This is a genomic window from Colwellia demingiae (assembly GCF_007954275.1).
In the GTDB taxonomy this organism is placed as follows: domain Bacteria; phylum Pseudomonadota; class Gammaproteobacteria; order Enterobacterales; family Alteromonadaceae; genus Colwellia; species Colwellia demingiae.
Window position 1 is genome coordinate 270,947 of sequence record NZ_VOLT01000004.1, and the last position, 18,345, is coordinate 289,291.

Annotated in this window: 16 protein-coding genes; 11 read left to right on the plus strand and 5 right to left on the minus strand. The window is 39.0% G+C overall.

The genetic code is table 11. From position 1 onward, the window contains the following. The first annotated feature begins 8 nt into the window (after window positions 1-8). The 4 genes from ESZ36_RS09315 to ESZ36_RS09330 all read left to right on the plus strand — a co-directional run bounded on the left by ESZ36_RS09315 (window position 9) and on the right by ESZ36_RS09330 (window position 7,647). A complete protein-coding gene (locus tag ESZ36_RS09315) occupies window positions 9-2,666 on the plus strand; it encodes a tetratricopeptide repeat-containing sulfotransferase family protein (RefSeq protein ID WP_146786731.1) in 2,658 nt (885 codons plus the stop codon). A gap of 137 nt (window positions 2,667-2,803) precedes the next feature. Beyond that, entirely contained in the window at window positions 2,804-4,156 is a 1,353-nt protein-coding gene (locus tag ESZ36_RS09320; RefSeq protein WP_246129044.1) for a TolC family protein, read from the plus strand. Further along, window positions 4,143-6,446 (plus strand): peptidase domain-containing ABC transporter, encoded by a 2,304-nt coding sequence (locus ESZ36_RS09325; RefSeq protein ID WP_146786734.1) that lies wholly within the window; start codon window positions 4,143-4,145, stop codon window positions 6,444-6,446. The genes ESZ36_RS09320 and ESZ36_RS09325 overlap by 14 nt, the downstream gene beginning before the upstream one ends. Beyond that, complete coding sequence (locus ESZ36_RS09330; protein WP_146786737.1) at window positions 6,436-7,647, plus strand: beta-barrel domain-containing protein; 1,212 nt, start codon at window positions 6,436-6,438, stop codon at window positions 7,645-7,647. The genes ESZ36_RS09325 and ESZ36_RS09330 overlap by 11 nt, the downstream gene beginning before the upstream one ends. 183 nt (window positions 7,648-7,830) lie before the next feature. On the opposite strand, the gene ESZ36_RS09335 is transcribed toward ESZ36_RS09330, so the two are convergent. After that, window positions 7,831-8,106 carry a metal/formaldehyde-sensitive transcriptional repressor gene (locus ESZ36_RS09335; protein WP_146786740.1) on the minus strand — a complete coding sequence of 92 codons (276 nt, stop codon included), beginning with the start codon at window positions 8,104-8,106 and terminating at the stop codon, window positions 7,831-7,833. A 106-nt stretch (window positions 8,107-8,212) separates the two neighbouring features. Here ESZ36_RS09335 and dmeF point away from each other — a divergent pair, with 106 nt between their 5' ends. The 7 genes from dmeF (at window position 8,213) to ESZ36_RS09370 (ending at window position 15,212) form a co-directional block, all read left to right on the plus strand. Further along, window positions 8,213-9,109 carry a CDF family Co(II)/Ni(II) efflux transporter DmeF gene (gene dmeF / locus ESZ36_RS09340; protein ID WP_146786743.1) on the plus strand — a complete coding sequence of 299 codons (897 nt, stop codon included), beginning with the start codon at window positions 8,213-8,215 and terminating at the stop codon, window positions 9,107-9,109. A gap of 343 nt (window positions 9,110-9,452) precedes the next feature. After that, entirely contained in the window at window positions 9,453-10,115 is a 663-nt protein-coding gene (locus ESZ36_RS09345) for a fused MFS/spermidine synthase (RefSeq protein WP_146786746.1), read from the plus strand. Beyond that, entirely contained in the window at window positions 10,108-11,046 is a 939-nt protein-coding gene (locus tag ESZ36_RS09350) for a spermidine synthase (protein ID WP_146786749.1), read from the plus strand. The genes ESZ36_RS09345 and ESZ36_RS09350 overlap by 8 nt, the downstream gene beginning before the upstream one ends. Before the next feature lie 451 nt (window positions 11,047-11,497). After that, a complete protein-coding gene (gene upp, locus ESZ36_RS09355) occupies window positions 11,498-12,124 on the plus strand; it encodes a uracil phosphoribosyltransferase (protein WP_146786752.1) in 627 nt (208 codons plus the stop codon). A gap of 56 nt (window positions 12,125-12,180) precedes the next feature. After that, the gene (locus ESZ36_RS09360) at window positions 12,181-13,446 is read left to right on the plus strand and encodes a uracil-xanthine permease family protein (protein WP_146786755.1); all 1,266 of its coding nucleotides are present in this window, start codon (window positions 12,181-12,183) and stop codon (window positions 13,444-13,446) included. 302 nt (window positions 13,447-13,748) lie between these two features. Beyond that, on the plus strand, window positions 13,749-14,189 hold the full coding sequence (locus ESZ36_RS09365) for a YtoQ family protein (RefSeq protein ID WP_146786758.1): 441 nt from the start codon (window positions 13,749-13,751) through the stop codon (window positions 14,187-14,189). Window positions 14,190-14,339: 150 nt separating this feature from the next. Continuing rightward, window positions 14,340-15,212 (plus strand): urea transporter, encoded by an 873-nt coding sequence (locus ESZ36_RS09370; protein ID WP_146786761.1) that lies wholly within the window; start codon window positions 14,340-14,342, stop codon window positions 15,210-15,212. Between the two features lie 170 nt (window positions 15,213-15,382). Here the strand turns inward: ESZ36_RS09370 and ESZ36_RS09375 are convergent, their stop codons facing one another. The 4 genes from ESZ36_RS09375 to folK form a co-directional block, all read right to left on the minus strand. Continuing rightward, window positions 15,383-15,895 carry a GNAT family N-acetyltransferase gene (locus ESZ36_RS09375; RefSeq protein WP_146786763.1) on the minus strand — a complete coding sequence of 171 codons (513 nt, stop codon included), beginning with the start codon at window positions 15,893-15,895 and terminating at the stop codon, window positions 15,383-15,385. Between the two features lie 87 nt (window positions 15,896-15,982). Further along, window positions 15,983-16,849, minus strand: coding sequence for a pantoate--beta-alanine ligase (gene panC, locus ESZ36_RS09380; RefSeq protein ID WP_146786766.1), 867 nt, complete (start codon window positions 16,847-16,849; stop codon window positions 15,983-15,985). 110 nt (window positions 16,850-16,959) lie between these two features. Next, window positions 16,960-17,754 carry a 3-methyl-2-oxobutanoate hydroxymethyltransferase gene (gene panB, locus ESZ36_RS09385; RefSeq protein ID WP_146786769.1) on the minus strand — a complete coding sequence of 265 codons (795 nt, stop codon included), beginning with the start codon at window positions 17,752-17,754 and terminating at the stop codon, window positions 16,960-16,962. Window positions 17,755-17,836: 82 nt separating this feature from the next. Further along, window positions 17,837-18,337, minus strand: coding sequence for a 2-amino-4-hydroxy-6-hydroxymethyldihydropteridine diphosphokinase (gene folK / locus ESZ36_RS09390; protein ID WP_146786772.1), 501 nt, complete (start codon window positions 18,335-18,337; stop codon window positions 17,837-17,839). Window positions 18,338-18,345 lie beyond the last annotated feature (8 nt).

Here is an 18,345-nt window from a genome sequence, read left to right on the forward strand (position 1 = left end):
AAGTAGTGATGAATGAATTAATTCTGTTGCGACAACTTGCTGAAAATCAACAATACCCTAGTTTGCTCGAATTGGCGCAATCACTTTGGTATGACAGCGGCAACCCGGCAGTATTACCCTTGTTAGCGACAGCAAACGCCCATATGGGATTGAAAGAAAATACCCAAGCCTTATACCAACAATCGCTTGAACATTTTGACGTGCTTGACGCCGATGCCCGTTGTGATTTGGCGGTGGTGTTAATTGTGATGCAGCGTATAGATGACGCCATTAAAATGTTAAGTGATGTCTTGGTGGAACAAGCCAACCATGCATTAGCGCTGGCACGCTTAGCGTATTGTTATTTAGCTTCTGGCCGCTTAACTGAGGCGCAACACTTTTTTAAAAAATCATTAATAATTACTCCTGAGCGCTTTGTCGTACACCGCAATTTAGTGGCCGTATATATTGCACAAAATGAGCTCAGTCAGGCACAAAAACAGCTCGATAGCGCAACAGAAGTGCTAGACAATAATCATGCGGTCAGTGATGCGCTTTATCAGCAGTATTGGTTGCAATTGAACACTACGCAATTACAACTATGGGTAGCGCAAGGCTTTTTTACCTCTGCTGAAGAATGGCTTTCTCAGTTAGGTATGCAACAACAAATGGGTGACTGTGAAGAGGCCGTATTAGTACAATGCGTTAAAAGCTATAGCCAAGTGTTAGCGGAAAAAAATTTTCATCAACAAGCAACGGATATTTTACGTGAATACTTAAAGCGCTATAACGATAACATAGAGCTCTTCATGGCACTTGCTGAACTAGCACAATTACAAGGGCACTTTATGCAGGCCATTAACTTACTGCAGAAAGCGTTAAAAAAGGATGAAGGAAATAGTGCCCTTTGGGTGCAGCTATCAACAGCCTGTTTGTACCGTTTTGATAAAAAGGCACGCAAAGCGGCAGTGCGTGCGGTCAGTTTGGCAGAAACGCTAGAGGTTACAGATCAACAATCCTTAGTGCTGGTTAAAATGAAACAAGCCCAGGCAAATAATGCCTTAGCGCAAGTAGAAAGCCAAGGGCAAAATTTTGAAGTTTCAGAGCAGCTCTATCGTGGTATTTTAGCTGAGAACAGCCAATTTTTACCGGCGCTGCTAGGCTTAGGTCAGCAACAAATGCAGCAGGGGCATATTGATGAAGCCGTAGTCTTGTTTGAACGTGTTAAAGACATTGACCCACTACAAGGTTATTCGGCTCTAATTAATGTTCGGCGTTTTCCTGATGATGTAGGTACCTTAGATAAAATGGCTATTGCGGCCAACAAGCCCAGCATGGAGGGCTCGCTGCGCGCCGGTATTTTGTTCCAATTAGCGGCCGCGTGGGAAAAAAAGGAAGACTATGGTAAAGCTTTTATTTTTGCTGAACAGGCCAATAATGCCAGTAAAAAACTTTTATCATACAATGCTCAAAAACACCGAGAAGACTGTGCGCGATTACGTGCTTGTTTTAACAAAACCTTGTATCAGCATAGGCCTAACTACGGCATTGGATCATCAATGCCGGTATATGTGTTAGGCATGCCTCGTTCGGGCACTACCTTGATTGAACAAATTTTATCCGGGCACAGTGATATTTTTGGTGCCGGTGAGTTAGGGGTTATTCCGCAAGTTGTACAGGGGATAAATCGCTGGGAACGCCACACTGGCTCTGGTCGACAATACCCGGATTGTATTGACGATTTTAATGCCTATGCCATCGCAGGTATTGCCAATAATGTGCTAAAAGAATTACAAGAGCTCGCTGCAGAAGCTAAGCCAGAGTCGAAATATGTGGTGGATAAAATGCCACATAACTTTGAAAATATTGGCTTAATTAAATTTCTATTCCCCAATGCTAAAATCATTTCAGTATGTCGCGACCCACGCGACATAGCTATGTCTAATTATTTTACCGATTATCAAGCCAAACATGGCGGAATGGGCTTTGCTTATGATCTAGAGCATATTGGAGAACAGTTAGCCGACCATAATCTGTTAATGCATCACTGGCAGCAAACTTTTCCTGGTGAAATTCTAGAAATTAATTATGAAGATGTCGTTGATAACTTAGAGGGTAGCGCCCGTAAAATGTTGAATTATATTGGCGTAGATTGGCAACCCAGAGTGCTTAAATTTAATGAGTTAGTGCGTACAGTTAAAACGGCCAGTGTTTGGCAGGTACGCCAACATATTTATAAAACATCAAAAGCGAAGTGGCAGCATTATCAAACCCAGTTAACACCATTAATTAAAGGCACTAATACAAAAATAGTATCAAACCCTATTACTGATTTGTTCACCTTGCCAGAGCCCGGTTTTTTAACTGACGGTGTCGCACTATACAAAGAGGGTAAGCTTGATGAAGCTGAAATGTGCTTTAAAAAGATGTTACATCATAACCCTGAGCATGCAGCGTGTCATTATATGGTCGGGCTGGTTTATTTATCTAAAAACCATGCTCAAGATGGTATTCGCCACTTTGAAAAAGCAGTTGCTAGCTGTCCTTGGCAAAAAGAATGGCGACAAAACTTATTGAAAGCGTATGAGCAAGAAGGTGAAACAAATAAAATAGCGGCGTTTAATAAAAGTTACCAACGAACGGCTACCAGTGATGCTTTTACAACGAAGACTACAGTTTTTTTATAAAAAATAGCATAACCACGCTTTGCTATTCACACCATAAAGTGTTTGTTAATCGAACAGAGGCTTAATATTTAATGCAAAAAAAAATGCAGAAAATAAGGACAATTAATACCAAGCTGAGATGTAGGTATTCTTTATCTATGCCTAGCTTGTTATTAATCACGCTATCGTTAATCGCAATGGTATCAATGGCAATAGAGGCAACAGAATTTCAGGCTCAGCATACCCCTAATATAGAGGACAATAGTTCGACTATGTCATCAGTTACGCTATTAAAACAGGATGATTTTACACAGCTTAAAAAGCCAACGTTACCACGTGATTTTTTAAACGCGTTACAAGCGGTCATGATTCATAACCCTGCATTAAAAGGCCAACAAGCGGCTCTTAATTCGTATGAGTCGAATATTGACAGTGCAAAAGCGAGGCGATATCCCACTTTATCTGCGCAGGCCAATAATTTAAATAATAATGCAGACCAAGGCACACTAAGGTTAAATCAACCACTGTGGGCCTTTGGTAAAATAGATACGGCGATTGATGAAGCGACCGCCAATTATACCGCTGAGCAATGGGGCTTAATACAAACACAGCGTGAGTTGATAAGCGATACCGCAAAAATTTACGCCAAAATACAAGGGATTAAGCTACGTATTATCGTGGCAAAACAAAATATTACAGAACATGAAAACTTACATGGTCGTATTTCTCGTCGTCAACAGGGCCAGTTAGCCTCTAATGCAGATACCCGATTAGCTTACTCGCGTTTACTGCAAGCGCGTTCAAGATTACAACGTATTTTGGGCGAGGAGTTAGTGGCTCAAGCTGAGTTACAGGCATTAACACAAATCAGGGTTTCTAGCGAAGGCGCTATTGATGATCGTTTATTAGGTTTGCCTCAGCGCTCGGTGGTTAACAAATTAGTGATGAAAAATGATGCAAATGTTCGCTATAAGCGTGAGCAACTTAAGGTGGTACGTTTAAATTTAAAACAGGAAAAAGTGGCATCACTGCCGACCATTTCTTTTCGTGTTGAGTATGATTTCTTTGATAACGACATAAGTGTCGACCAAACTAGGGCTGGCTTAGTATTCGAAGGTAATATGGAAGGACTTGGCTTAGTAAGCGTAGGGCGGGTGAACGCCGCTGCTGCGCGTTTAAATGCTGCAGACGAAGAGGTAAAGTCTGCCTTGAATGACATTAGGCGCCAAATCAATGTGTTAATGATTAATAGGGACGTGCAACACGATTTAATGCGTTCACAAAAAGATATAGTAGATGAAGTTGAAGCAACGATGGCATCGTTTTTACGCCAATATAATTCAGGACGTAAATCATGGGTAGAAGTACTTAATAACCAACGAGAGCTAACAGAGCTACGTTTACAACTTGTACAGATAGCCAGTGATTGGCAGCAGTTGTCGTTACAATTATTGACCTTAATGGGGATGTTGGATGACCCCGCGGGATTAAATACATATGAACAGCAGTAATACTGTAGAACAGCCAACTGTAGCAAAAGCAGCCACACAAGCGGCTGCACCCAATACAGTAGATGAATTAACATTAGAGCAGGCTTTATTACATCAAGCGCTACCAGCTAATGTATTAAAAAATTTATTGGATAAGTTAGCTCTTTCGGTGCAAGCAGGTGCTTTAGTTGACGCTTGTCAGCAGGCTCAAACGCAACTGCCACAAGCGCCGGTAATTAAACGACTGTACTTTGTTTTTAATACATTAAAATTAAAAGGTATACAGGCAGCTCAAGTAAGGTGGGCGCGTTTTGACCAACGTCGATTACCGGCCATGCTTTTTACGCACTCGGGCTGGGTATTGGTTGAACATGCAAAAGATAATAAGTTATTAGTGACGAATGAGGCAGGTGAGTGCGAGCAACGTACACACGATCAACTCGAAGCGGGCATTGTCTTGTGGCTTCGCGTCGAAAAAAAACGTGAGCAAACCTCCATTTTTTCATTAAAGGGCAATATTGCCGCTCGACTTGTGTTTAGTGAAATGTTTAAAAGCCGTCGTTGGCTCATCGATATTATTGTTGCCACGGTTATTATTAATATTTTGGCGGTATCGACCGCTATTTTTGCAATGCAAGTTTATGATCGAGTGGTTCCAACCTTAGCGTATGCCACTCTAACTACCTTAGTCATGGGGATGTTTATTGTGGTTGTACTTGATTGGTTTTTAAAAACAATCCGTGCACGTACCTTAGACAGTGTGAGTTGTGCGGTAGATAAAGCGGTGTCACAACAAGTGTTTGACCATGTGATGCACTTGCAGTTAGATGAGCGTCCTCGTAGTTTGGGTACACTGGCCGCGCAAGTGGGTGGTTTAGATTCGGTTAGACAATTTTTTAGCTCTGGGGTTGTTTTTGCTTTAGTAGACCTACCTTTTGCCTTATTTTTTATTGCTATGATTGCACTCATTGGCGGCCATATTGGCTGGGTTTATCTGATGTTATTACCTGTAGCATTGACTTTAGGTTGGGTCACACAAAGACGATTACGCCGATTACTTAAACAGCAAATGATGCGCTCTAATGAACGGCAAGGGTTATTAGTTGATGCCATTAAAGGCGCTGAATCTATTCGGGCGAATAATGCAACATGGCGCTTCTCAGCAAAATGGCAAGAGATAACGCAAACAATTTCGAGCTATAATATACGTCAAAAAGCGATCAGCAATTTTGCCACTGTTAGTACCAGCAGTTTATCTACAGCTGCTTATATTAGTGCTATTGTTGTTGGTGTTGGCCAAATTGAAGCCGGTAATTTAACCATGGGCGCGTTGATTGCTTGTAGTATTTTAGGTGGCCGTGTTATTGCCCCAGTTGCGCAAAGTGTGCAGTATTTTTCGCAGTGGCAAAATGTTGCGCAAGCCTTAGAAATGGTGAACCAGGTATTATTATTAAACACGGAGCGCCGCGTAGATCAAAACTTATTATTACCCGATGAGTTACCTAAAAAAATCAGTTTAGACGGAATAATGTTTTCCTACCCTGAATCGCCTATACGGCAATTAAATATTAATAAATTAATCTTTACGGCGGGGGAGCGTGTTGTATTACTTGGCGCGATAGGATCAGGTAAATCTACCTTACTTAAAGTGCTAGCAGGCTTATATAAACCAGCGGAAGGCAGAATTAAACTGGGTCAGGCTGATTTATGGGAAATAGAGCCCAATATTGTCGCGGATCAGGTCAGTTATTTACCCCAAAGTGTGCATTTATTTAAGGGAACCTTACGTAGTAATTTAGCATTGTCTGGCGCGGTAAGTGACTCTCATTTGTTACAGGTATCTGAGCAACTTGGTATTGATAAAATTGCCGCTGATGATTCCTTAGGTATGGAATTAGCGATAAGTGAAGGCGGAGAAGGATTATCAGGCGGTCAGCGTCAGCTGGTTGGTCTTGGACGTACCTTTTTAGCACAACCTAAAGTATGGTTGTTGGATGAGCCTACGGCGACCTTAGATAATGAATCGGAACAAAAAGTATTACAGGCATTACAAGACAATGTTAAAGCCGATGATATCTTAATTATTTCAACTCATCGCCCAGCTTTAGCGGCGAAGATCGCGAATCGCGTTATTGTGATGCAGCATGGTGAGATAATCAATGATGGGATACCGGAGGAGGTTCTGTCCAAAGTTATGTCTAATGTTACGAAAAATAAAGTAACTGTCTCAAACAGAGATGCGCCAACATTACGCACACCAAAAGGTTTTGTCGCGGCTAACGTGAGTCAAGGAGATAATCATGTTATTTGATAGCTTTTTTTCCGATGATGACGGTAATCAAAAGACAACCGCGCGTTTAGAGAATTATTACCTGCGTAATTATTCATTAGTATTATGGGGGATATTTATCGGGCTGGTTGTTTTTGTGTTGTGGGCTTCAAACTTTCGGCTTGACCAAGTGGCACGAGGTACAGGCGAAGTGATTGCCAGTAGCCGTGTACAAATTATTCAATCAGTTGATGGTGGTGTTATTTCCAATTTATATGTAAAAGAAGGGGATAGCGTTACTGAAGGGCAGGTAATTGCGACATTAGATACCACGCGTATTGGCGCTGCCGTGAAAGAGGTTGATGCACGCCTTTCTGCACTAAGAGCAAAAGCAGCGCGATTACGAGCAGAAATTCTTGGCAAAAAAACGTTAGTTTTTGCTGATGATTTACTGCGTTTTCCAGAACAGATAAAGGTTGAACGTGCTTTATTTGAGCAAAAAAGTACAACGCTGGCTGAAGAGTTAAAGGCTTTAAAAAAAGGGGTAGATTTAGCGCGAGAAGAATCTGAATTGATTAAAAAATTATCAGCGTCAGGTGATGTGAATCGTACTGAAGTTATTAGAGCCGCTAGAAGCTTGAATGACAGTGAAGCCAAATTATTGAATAGAAAAAATACTTACCTTGAAGATGCCGGGGCGGAATTAGCAAAAGCTGAAGATGAAATTGCTCAAAATGTACAAGTGCTAACGCAACGTAAACAGCAATTAGAAGATAGTATTTTTAAGGCACTATTACCTGGAATAGTGAAAAATGTTCGCGTAACTACCATCGGCGGTGTACTGCGCGCCGGGGAAGAGTTAATGCAAATCATTCCTGTGGGTGATGAGTTAATTCTTGAAGCGAAAATTAGTCCTGCAGATATTGCTCAAGTGCGTAAGGGGCTTAATGCCACTATACGTTTTGACCCGTTCGATTATACTATTTATGGCGGTGTTATTGGGGAGGTCGTTTATGTTAGTGCTGACACCTTAAAAGAAGAAACAGGCCAAGGTGAAGAGATCTATTATCGTGTGCATGTTTCAACAAAAACAAATCCTGTGACAACGACTTCAGGTAAGATTTTAGATATTTTACCGGGTATGACAGCACAGATTGATATTAAAACAAGCGACCGTACAGTGTTGAATTATTTACTGAAACCTTTGCGTAAAACATTGGCAGAATCTTTTGGTGAACGATAAATAACTCTACATGCTATTATTAATTTCGTGTTATTGCCTTATCCCATATGAGGTATTTATATCTGTGACCATTCCCCCAAAGTAGCTGATTACTCCACTAAGAAGAACAAAGTTAAAGTTGGTTAACGTATTGCTCGTTTCGAAGAGTAAAATACAATGCTAAAAAATTCTCCATTGCTCAATTTATTTTAGGTAACTCTTTAAAACGGAAATAACTTGCTCAACTTCTTCTGCTCTTTCTTCTTGAGTCAAATCGTCGGCACCTAAGTGTTCCCTTAAATGACCTTCTAATACCTCTTTCATGAGTCCATTAACAGCGCCTTTAATCGCCGCTACCTGTTGTAACACTGCCATGCAGTCTGGCTCACCTTCTAAAACACTTTCTAAAGCAATAGATTGACCTTTTATTCGTCTAACGCGACTGAGCAGCTTTTTTTTACTTACTATGGTATGTGACATTCTTTTCCTTTGTTTGAAAAAACAATATACAGGGGGGTAGTATATTTCAGGTTTAAAATATATGCTATTTCTAAGTAACATAAAGTAATCAATATTAGGAAGTTCAATGGAAAACGATAGTAGTATTCAATGGGAACATTCTCATAATTTCGGTATTGATAATAAACTTCATGAAAATAAAGTCAAAACTGTTTTCTGGTTAACCACAGTGATCATGGTGCTTGAAATTGGTGCTGGTACTTGGTCGGGTTCTATGGCCCTTCTTGCTGACGGGTGGCATATGGGCACTCATTCTGCAGCATTTTTAATTGCGATTTTCGCTTATTCCTATGCAAAAAAACATGCAAACAATAAGGACTTCAGCTTTGGTACTGGTAAAGTCAATTCTTTAGGTGGTTTTGCCAGTGCTATTGCATTAGCAATAGTCGCATTGTTGATGATAGTTGAATCGGTTCAAAGGCTATTAGAACCACAATCAATTCATTTTAATGAAGCAATTGTTGTTGCCATTATTGGTTTAGTTGTCAATGTTGCCTCTGTTTTTATTCTCCATGATGATCATCATGGAGAGCACCACCATCATCACGACCATAATATGAAAGCAGCTTACTTTCATGTACTTGCGGATACACTCACGTCGTTATTAGCCATTGTTGCTTTATTAGTAGGAAAATATGTCGGTTTAATATGGATGGATCCATTAATGGGGATTGTTGGCGCCATCGTAATCTTACGTTGGTCTTATGGTTTAATTAAGGATTCTAGTAACATTCTTCTCGATAAATCGGTAAAAAAATCAACGTTAGAACAAATTTCAAAAGCATTAAGCAAAAAAAATACTGTAATTAACGATATACATATATGGACAATAGCGACAGCTCACCAAGCTGCAATTCTTAAAGTAACTTCTGCGCAACCACTGAATTCAGATGAATACGAAGGTATTTTAAAGGAAATATTGCCGCAGCTTTCACATATATCCATTGAAATTTGCCGTGATTAAAACTCATGACACCGTGGGAGGTCTGATTATAATGATGGCTCCACGGTTCATTCAAATATCGAAAACCCGTTGTTTTGGTTCGCTAATAAGTGGTGTAAGGGTTTTTATTGCTATAAACAGATATACTATTTCATACGGATGAACTTATCTTATCCCATGGCTTTTATGAGTAAGGAAAGCCCCACTACTTTTATTTTTTGTAACGCCAGCTTGCTTATTAACATCTGAAATAATAGAGCAAAGAACATTGTTCCATCAGCGATATATTGTTGCTTACTACCCAAAATCAGAAAAATAATTTACAGTGCTTATATAAATTTAAATAATAAAAATTATACAAAGCATGCAAGAACCCAAAAAATCAATTAATTACAACAACCTTTTTATTTATTTTCTTGCCTTTACCAGTGGTTTTTCCATAATGTGTATTGAGCTGTTAGCTGGGCGAATTCTTGCCCCATTTTTTGGCAGCAGTGTCCATATATGGGGCAGTATCATCACGGTTTTCATGCTCAGTTTAGCGTTAGGTTATTTATTTGGTGGTAAGCTTTCCACTCGCTCAGCATCACTTACCCGATATGGTGCTATTTTCATTATTGCTGGCCTCACCTTGCTACCAATAGTTACATCAAGTACTTGGTTAATGGAAAGTATTTTCTTATCGGTAGAGGATTCCCGTTATGGATCTTTATTAGCCTCAACTGCACTCTTTTTTATACCAACGATTATTTTAGGTATGTTATCCCCTTACTCGGTAAGATTATTGGTAAGAAACTCTAATGAAAGTGGTCAGGTTGCCGGTAAATTATATTTCGTTTCTACCTTAGGTAGTGCTCTAGGTACCATTATTACTTCTTTTTACCTGGTCTTATGGTTTGATATAAATACGATTGTGGTAAGTGTTAGCCTATTACTAAGCTTATTAGGTTTCATCACTATTGTGGTTGCAAAAATGAACGCAAGTTTATTTAAATCGAAAGCACAACGAGATATTAGTCATGCTTAATTCAGCAGGTAAGCTTATCTACGGCCTTTACTTTTTATTGGGTATTAGTATTGTCAATAATGCAATGGCTGAAGTTATTCACAGTGAGCGTTCTTTATATCGAAATATTCTGGTGGAAGATAAAGGCGATTTACGTTGTTTAAAATTTAATGTTAAGAGTAATAAAACGCGGCAAAGTTGTCTCCTTAAAAGCCAGCCACAACGATTAGTTTTTAATTATACCAAACAATTACTCACCGGTTTATTAGTTAATCCTAAGCCCAAGCGCATTTTGATCATTGGTCTTGGCGGCGGCACAATGTCAAATACCTTGCACCAATTATTGCCTGATAGTTATATTGATAATGTGGAAATAGATGAAAGTGTTATTAAAGTAGCTCGACAATACTTTGGCTTTTTAGAAAATGATCAAATAAAAACGTATAGTCAAGACGGTAGGGTTTTTGTCAAAAGAGCACTATTAAAGAAGCTACAGTACGATTGGATTATACTTGATGCTTTTAACGGTGATTATATTCCAGAGCACTTAATGACCAAAGAGTATTTAGAAGAAACCAAACGTTTGCTTTCTCCCCAAGGGATACTAACGGCTAATACCTTTTCTTCTAGTAAGTTATATGTCTATGAATCAGCAACTTATAAAGCTGTTTTTGGTGATTATTATCAAGTGAGTAATCCTGACAATAGTAATCGAATAATATTAGCTCGTAATAATGGACTCGATGAAAACCTTTATAAAGAGCAAGCGGCAATAGAGCAAAGTGAAAGTATCACTAAGTTAGCTATTAAATTACTCACCATTGGTGTCGATGCAAAGCAACTTTATAAAAATATAAAATCAACTGCTACACATCAAGACTGGCCTGATGATAGTCCAGTACTAACGGATCAATTTTCTCCAGCGAACTTACTTAATATTGATGGTGATTAATTCTGAATTTATACCAAACGGATTATTTTATTGGTCAGCTTAGAGCTACATTAGTGAGCTTAAAACAAGTAAAATGAGTTAAACATAGTTAGTCTATATTTCATTCATTTTATGATGTTATCAGTTTGCTAATGAGCTCCTGAAGGGCGAGTTTAAAAGGCTTATAAGCAGCGTTATTGATTTTGACAAGGGAGTAACCATTCTCTTCAATCAATGCCTTGCCTCTAAGCCTTTTAATTCTCGCTAAGTGTTCAATAAATTAGTCCGATTGGTATTACTACAAAAAGTTGACTATAACTTTTACTGATGAGAAATAATTTTCTCGTCAGTAATTACCACTACTCATTTTCTTTGATCTTGCTGACTAAGTAGAGAAATATACTGAAAATCTCTCCAATATCTGACCAATTTATGTGAAAATAAGCAAAATTTTTTCATTGGATTATAAAGCATGTCAGTATTCGAAATAAAACACCCACTAGTACAACACAAAATTAGCCTAATGCGCGCCAAAGACATGAGTACTCGTAGCTTTCGTCAACTATCAGCTGAAGTTGGTTCTTTATTAACTTACGAAGCGACCAAAGGTCTTGAACTGGAAGACTTCCAAATGGAAGGTTGGGACGGTGAAATTACCGGTCAGCGTCTCGTGGGTAAAAAAGCAACCGTAGTGCCAATTTTACGTGCTGGTATAGGTATGTTGGATGGTGTATTAGAGTTAATGCCAAGTGCAAAAATTAGTGTAGTAGGTCTTTATCGTGATGAAGAAACGTTAGAGCCCGTCACTTATTTCGAAAAATTAGCGGGTGATATTGACCAGCGTTTGGCCTTGATTATCGACCCAATGCTAGCTACTGGTGGTTCAATGAATGCTACCATCGACATATTAAAAAAAGCAGGTTGTGTTGATATTCGTGCCTTAGTATTAGTTGCTGCTCCAGAAGGTATTGCAAAGGTTCAAAGTGCCCACCCAGATGTAGATATCTATACCGCATCGATTGATGACCATTTGAACGAGAGTGGTTATATCATTCCTGGACTTGTCGATGCGGGCGATAAAATATTTGGTACTAAGTAAAAGCTGCTAGATAGTTGTAAATAAATTAAATAATAAATCACTTAATAGGACGCTTTATGTCGGAACCCTCTTTAAATCAAAGCAGCTTCAATCAACCTTCTTGGCGTAGTGCCCTTGCCGGACTGCAAATGCTGTTCGTCGCTTTCGGCGCATTGGTATTAATGCCATTAATTACAGGACTAGACCCAAGTGTAGCTTTATTTACTGCGGGTATTGGTACTATCTTGTTTCAGTTTATTACCAAACAGCAAGTACCATTATTTTTGGCATCTTCTTTTGTTTTTATTGCTCCAATTGCCTACTCAGTACAAACGTGGGGCATTGCGGCAGCTATGGGTTCTTTATTTGTTACAGGTTTAGTCTATGTATTAATTGCTGGCGTCGTTGCTGTGCGCGGAGCTGGTTTTTTGCATAAGCTAATGCCTCCAGTAGTAACAGGTCCAATCATAATGGTCATCGGACTTAGTCTAGCGCCAATAGCCGTGAACATGGCTATGGGTAAAACAGGAGATGGTGCTGCTGAACTATTCCCCTATGCTGATTCATTATTAGTGTCTATGTCAGCATTAATTACTACATTGTTAGTAGCAACCCTAGGTAAAGGTATCTTCCGATTAATTCCGATTATGGCCGGAGTCTTTGTTGGCTATATTATGGCGTCTGTTATGGGCATGGTTAGTACCGAAGCAATAGCGACTAGTGAGTGGTTTGCAATCCCAAATTTTGTAACGCCTGAGTTTAATCTAGCTGCTATTCTTTTCATGCTTCCGATAGCCATTGCACCTGCCATTGAACACGTAGGAGATATTATCGCGATTGGTAGCGTCACCGGTAAAGATTACACTAAAAATCCAGGTTTACACCGCACACTGTTAGGTGATGGTTTAGCTACCTCTTTAGCTTCGTTATTTGGTGGACCGCCTAATACCACTTATTCAGAAGTTACTGGTGCCGTAATGCTCACTAAAATGTTCAATCCTCGTATCATGCTTTGGGCTGCTGCTTTTGCTATTGGTCTAGCATTCGTAGCTAAATTTGGTATTGCATTACAAACCATTCCAGCGCCAGTTATGGGCGGTATCCTGATTCTGCTTTTTGGTTCAATCGCAGGCGTAGGCATGAACATTCTCATAAAAGCTCAAGTAGACCTTGCTGAGCAACGTAATTTGGTGATCGTCTCAACTACACTAGTCTTTGGTATTGGTGGCATGGCTATTGGTAATGATGATTTCAGTCTAACAGGCATTAGTTTATGTGGCTTAGTCGCCATAGCACTTAATGCAGCTCTTCCAAAAACTCAGCTTGAAGAAGAAAAAAATTAACGAGTACATCGTTGTTAATTGAAGTTACTAAAGCCCTGCTATGGATAATTAACCGTAGCGGGGCTTTTTACTTTTATAGGAGACAGTTTTATCATGTCATCTTTATAGAGTACTTATTGTTAGTATTTAATTCCCAAGTTGTGAGTAGATTAACTTGAATGACCGTGAAGTTTAATTCACTTACATTCCTCTGTATTTCATATAGTGAAATGTCATTCCACTTCATAGATATATTGAATAACGCGTAATTCATGTATTATGGATGGATATAGTTTTGGCTAAATAGAAATAAGGGCTTAACAATGAAATTTAATGTATATCTTTCTGGTGAAATTCATACCGATTGGCGCGAAAAAATTATTCAAGGTTGCCAAGAAAGTAATTTAAACATCGTCTTTTCTTCGGCAGTTACTCATCATGAAACGAGTGATAGTGCGGGAGACCACCTTGGTGCAGAAACAGATCAGTTTTGGCGGGATAATAAATCGGCAAAAGTGAACGCCATTAGAACAAAAACACTTATTGAGCGTTGTGATGTGGCTATTATCCGTTTTGGTGATAAGTACAAGCAATGGAATGCCGCTTTTGATGCGGGTTATTGTGCCGCATTAAATAAGCCTTATATTACGTTACATAGTGAAGAGTTAATTCACCCGTTAAAAGAAGTGGACGCAACTGCACAAGCTTGGGCTACATCGGTTGAACAAGTGATAACAACGTTAAAGTATATCAGTAGCAACTAGCTTTAAACGCTAAACTCACTAGCTGATGATAGTTTTAGTGACAATGAATACATAAGGTTAGCCTTCCTTCATCCTAGCGGTATAGCCGTTAGGGTAAGTCGCAATTTTAGTTGTTACTGTCGATACACCTATTTCGGTCAATAAATATTCATGAATTATCTATTTGAGCCTTTTGCTAAACGTTTTTTAAGTAGCTCAGCTCAAATCATGTTGCAATCAAACGCGATCACCGGCTTGTTATTTTTGGTAGGTATTGGAGTAAATTCACCTACGATGTTGCTGGGATGCATACTGGCAATTTCATCGAGTTTAGCTATCGCTAAATTACTTCAGTATGATTCAAACTGCATAAATAAAGGTTTATATGGCTTCAATGCTGCATTGGTTGGCCTCGCAGTATTTTCACTTTTACCACTTAGTTTTATATCTCTTGTTTTGGTGCTATTGGGAGGTGCTTTTTCGGCACTTATAATGCACTTGATGATAACTAAAATGCCAGATTTTCCAGCATTAACTACGCCCTTTATTCTTTCAATATGGACGGTCGTATTGATTATGGATTCTGCAGGACTCTCAAGTCCAATGCAGGGACGTTTTACTGGTTCTATATCACCGACACTCATTGATTCTTTACACGGAGTTCTTCGTGGTGTTGGGCAAGTTATGTTGCAAGATAACTGGCTTTCAGGCGCTATATTTTGTTGTGCATTATTGTTCAGTTCTTATAAAAAGGCAGTATGGGCAATATTGGGTTCACTCATTGGTTTACTGGTTGCGACTACTTTTGGTTTTTCTCAAGAGAAAGCAATGATGGGACTTTATGGTTTCAATGGCTGCCTTGTCGCTATCGCACTTGTCGATCGCTATCCTAATAAGTATTGGCTTATCATGTTAGCTATTTTATCCTCTGTGGTGTTTACAAGAGTTTTTGAGATGGTAGCCATACCTGCTTTTACTGCGCCGTTTGTTATGACTACTTGGCTTATGATTGGAGTTGTTAAATTAAAGCCCGATTTTGGTTAAAGTTGTTTTAGCCATGATTTTTCAAAGTAGGTAATCGTTAGGCAAAAGAGTATCCAAGGATTATATAATGCGGATCAAATGATTGTTAACTTTCAAAATAAAAATTTTTTAAAAACGAGACTTATCTAGTGGTTAAAATATATACTTTAAACGAGTTCTCATTACACAGCTTACTTATTAATAAAGGCTTTGAGTTCAGGTTTGTTTTTTGAATACAGCTGGAATCGATTGTATAGAGCAGGGCTTAAAAGCTTATTAAGTAAGTCGTCTGTAATAAGAGTAAAACCATTTTTTAGGTATAGACTGATTAACGAAGCGTCTGCAAAACAAATTAGCGGCTGATGATGTGTTAGCGCATATTTTAATAGATGCTGTGCATATCCTAGCTTCTGATAATCAGGTGCAACAAGCAATGCATGCAGTAAGTACTGTGGTTTATTTTGGCTTAAGTCTTGAGAAGTATCAGTGGAAGTTAGTTCACTAGCTGTTTCTATCTGTTGCGATCTATTACCTTGTGAAATAATTACACTAGCAATAATCTTGTCATCCATTTTAATAAAGTAACAATTATCAAAGCCAATAAATCTTGCGGAATAATGGTTATCTCTATAGAAGCGTAAAATGGCCTTTTTATCGGCTTTCTTCGATAGTACTGGATAAAAATTTAATGAACTATGAGACATTGCTATGATTAAATCGGCGCTAACAAAATGTTTACTTAGCTAAGAATAATAAGCTAGGTAAACATTTAAAGTAATGAGCAAAGGACGTTAAGCTAGCTTTACTTGCAAGTTATCAATTAGGCGAGCTTTACCGCAATGTGCTGCCGCTAGAATCACTAACTGAGTATCATCTTCACTTGCTGGCTGTAATGTTTGTGCGTGGCAGACATGTAGGTAATCTGTGTGTAAACCAGCATCATTAATTGTTTTAGCGGCTTGTTTAGCTAAGCCAATAAAATCAATACTATCTTGTTGAGCATAACCTGCACTAATTTGTTCGCCTAACCAGTGTAAACTTTGGTGTAGGGCAGGCGCGATAGCTTTCTCTTCGGCTGTTAAATAACCATTACGAGAGCTCAGGGCCAGACCACTTTCTTCTCTGATGGTTGCCACTGGCATTATAGTTATTGGCATCGACAAGTCTACAACCATTCTTTGAATGACTTGCACTTGCTGATAATCCTTTAAGCCAAAACAAGCCACATCTGGTTGTACTAGGTTAAATAATTTACAGACAATCGTGGCAACACCGCGAAAATGACCAGGACGACTTTCCCCACAATATCCGTCAGAGATATTTGGTACTTCAACAAAGCTTTGTTTAGCGAGGCCTTTTGGGTAAATAATGTCAGGTGATGGTGTGAATAGTAAATCAGTACCAGCGGCAGTCAATTTTTGCTGATCATTAATCATCGTACGCGGGTAGTTTTCAATGTCTTCATTTACGCCAAATTGCATTGGATTCACAAATATACTGGCAACAATCTTATCAGCATGTTTGTGTGCTTCAGCTACTAAGGAAATATGACCCGCATGTAAGTTACCCATAGTCGGCACAAAAGCGACGGTTAAACCTTGTTGACGCCATGTTTTTACTTGCGCACGTAATTCACTAATTTGACTGACTGTTTTCATAAGTTTATCTTGCCGTTATTTCTTATAAGTATTTTATTGTTAGTATCTTATTAATAGAGCTATATTTTGAATTTTTGCTGAGAAGAGCTAAATTCATTTGTTTGTAATGATTACTTGAATATATGTTCATCACCTGGGAAGTTACCTTCACTTACTTCACTGATATAAAGCTCAACGGCTTGTTTAATATCACCAGTATCTTTTAAGAAGTTGCGTGAAAACTTAGGCATATAATTACACGCAATACCTAAAGCATCGTGCATAACCAAAATTTGTCCATCAGTCTCTTTACCTGCGCCTATACCAATAGTTGGAATAGTAAGCGCTTGTGTGATGGCTTCACCTAAAGTTGCTGGAATACATTCAAGTACCAATAATTGAGCGCCAGCTGCTTCAAGTGCTTTTGCATCAGCGATCATTTTTTGGGCTTTATCATCATCACGACCTTGTACTTTAAAACCACCCAAAATATTCACTGATTGTGGTGTTAAACCTAAATGAGCACATACTGGGACACCACGCTCAACAAGAGCAGAAATGGTGTCATTAAGCCAAGCGCCACCTTCCATTTTTACCATACTCGCACCCGCTTGCATTAACAGTGCAGCATTTGCTAAAGCTTGCTCTTCATTGGCATAGCTCATAAAAGGCATGTCGGCAATAATAAGGGTTTCTTCAACGCCGCGTTTTACACAACGTGTATGGTAAGCCATATCTTCGATTGTCACAGGTAATGTACTGTCTTGACCTTGCAATACCATGCCTAAAGAGTCGCCGATAAGTATGGCGTGTATGCCTGCTTGATCAAATAATTTTGCGAAGCTGGCATCATAGGCAGTAATAGTTGATATTTTTTTGCCTTGTTGTTTCATGTTAAGCAAACTTGCAGTAGTGATTTTAGCCATGACTTTTCCGAATAGGTTAATTAGCTTATTAAGCGGTTAGCGTTAATGAGTATACTGTTTAGAATAATAATTCTAATATTTTTTATTCTAATAATGATAATTTGATTATGCCATTGTCACTAATTTCACTAGCAAGTATGCTGACTGAACTACCGTCTGGTAAATGTAAAGAAGGCGCAATCTCTGTTAGTGGAAGTAGAACGAACTCTCGCAGCTTCATACCATAGTGAGGAACAGTTAAGCGCTCATTCTCTATAGATTCATTACCGTACAGTAAGATATCACAATCGAGAATTCGTGCGCCCCAACGATTATCTTTCCGTACTCGCCCAGCCGAATTTTCTATGGCTTGTAAAGCGTCTAATAATTCAAGTGCAGATAAACTCGTCTCGATGGCAATTACCGCATTGATGTAATCATCTTGATCTTGTGGGCCCATCGGCTTACTCAAGTACAAAGCCGATAACGCAATAACATTACTTGCTGATATTTTGCCTATTTCTTTAGCTGCATTGCTTACTTGAACCCTTGGGTCTGATAAGTTGCTACCTAAACCAATATAAGCTGTTACTTTTTTTTGCATCAGCTTGC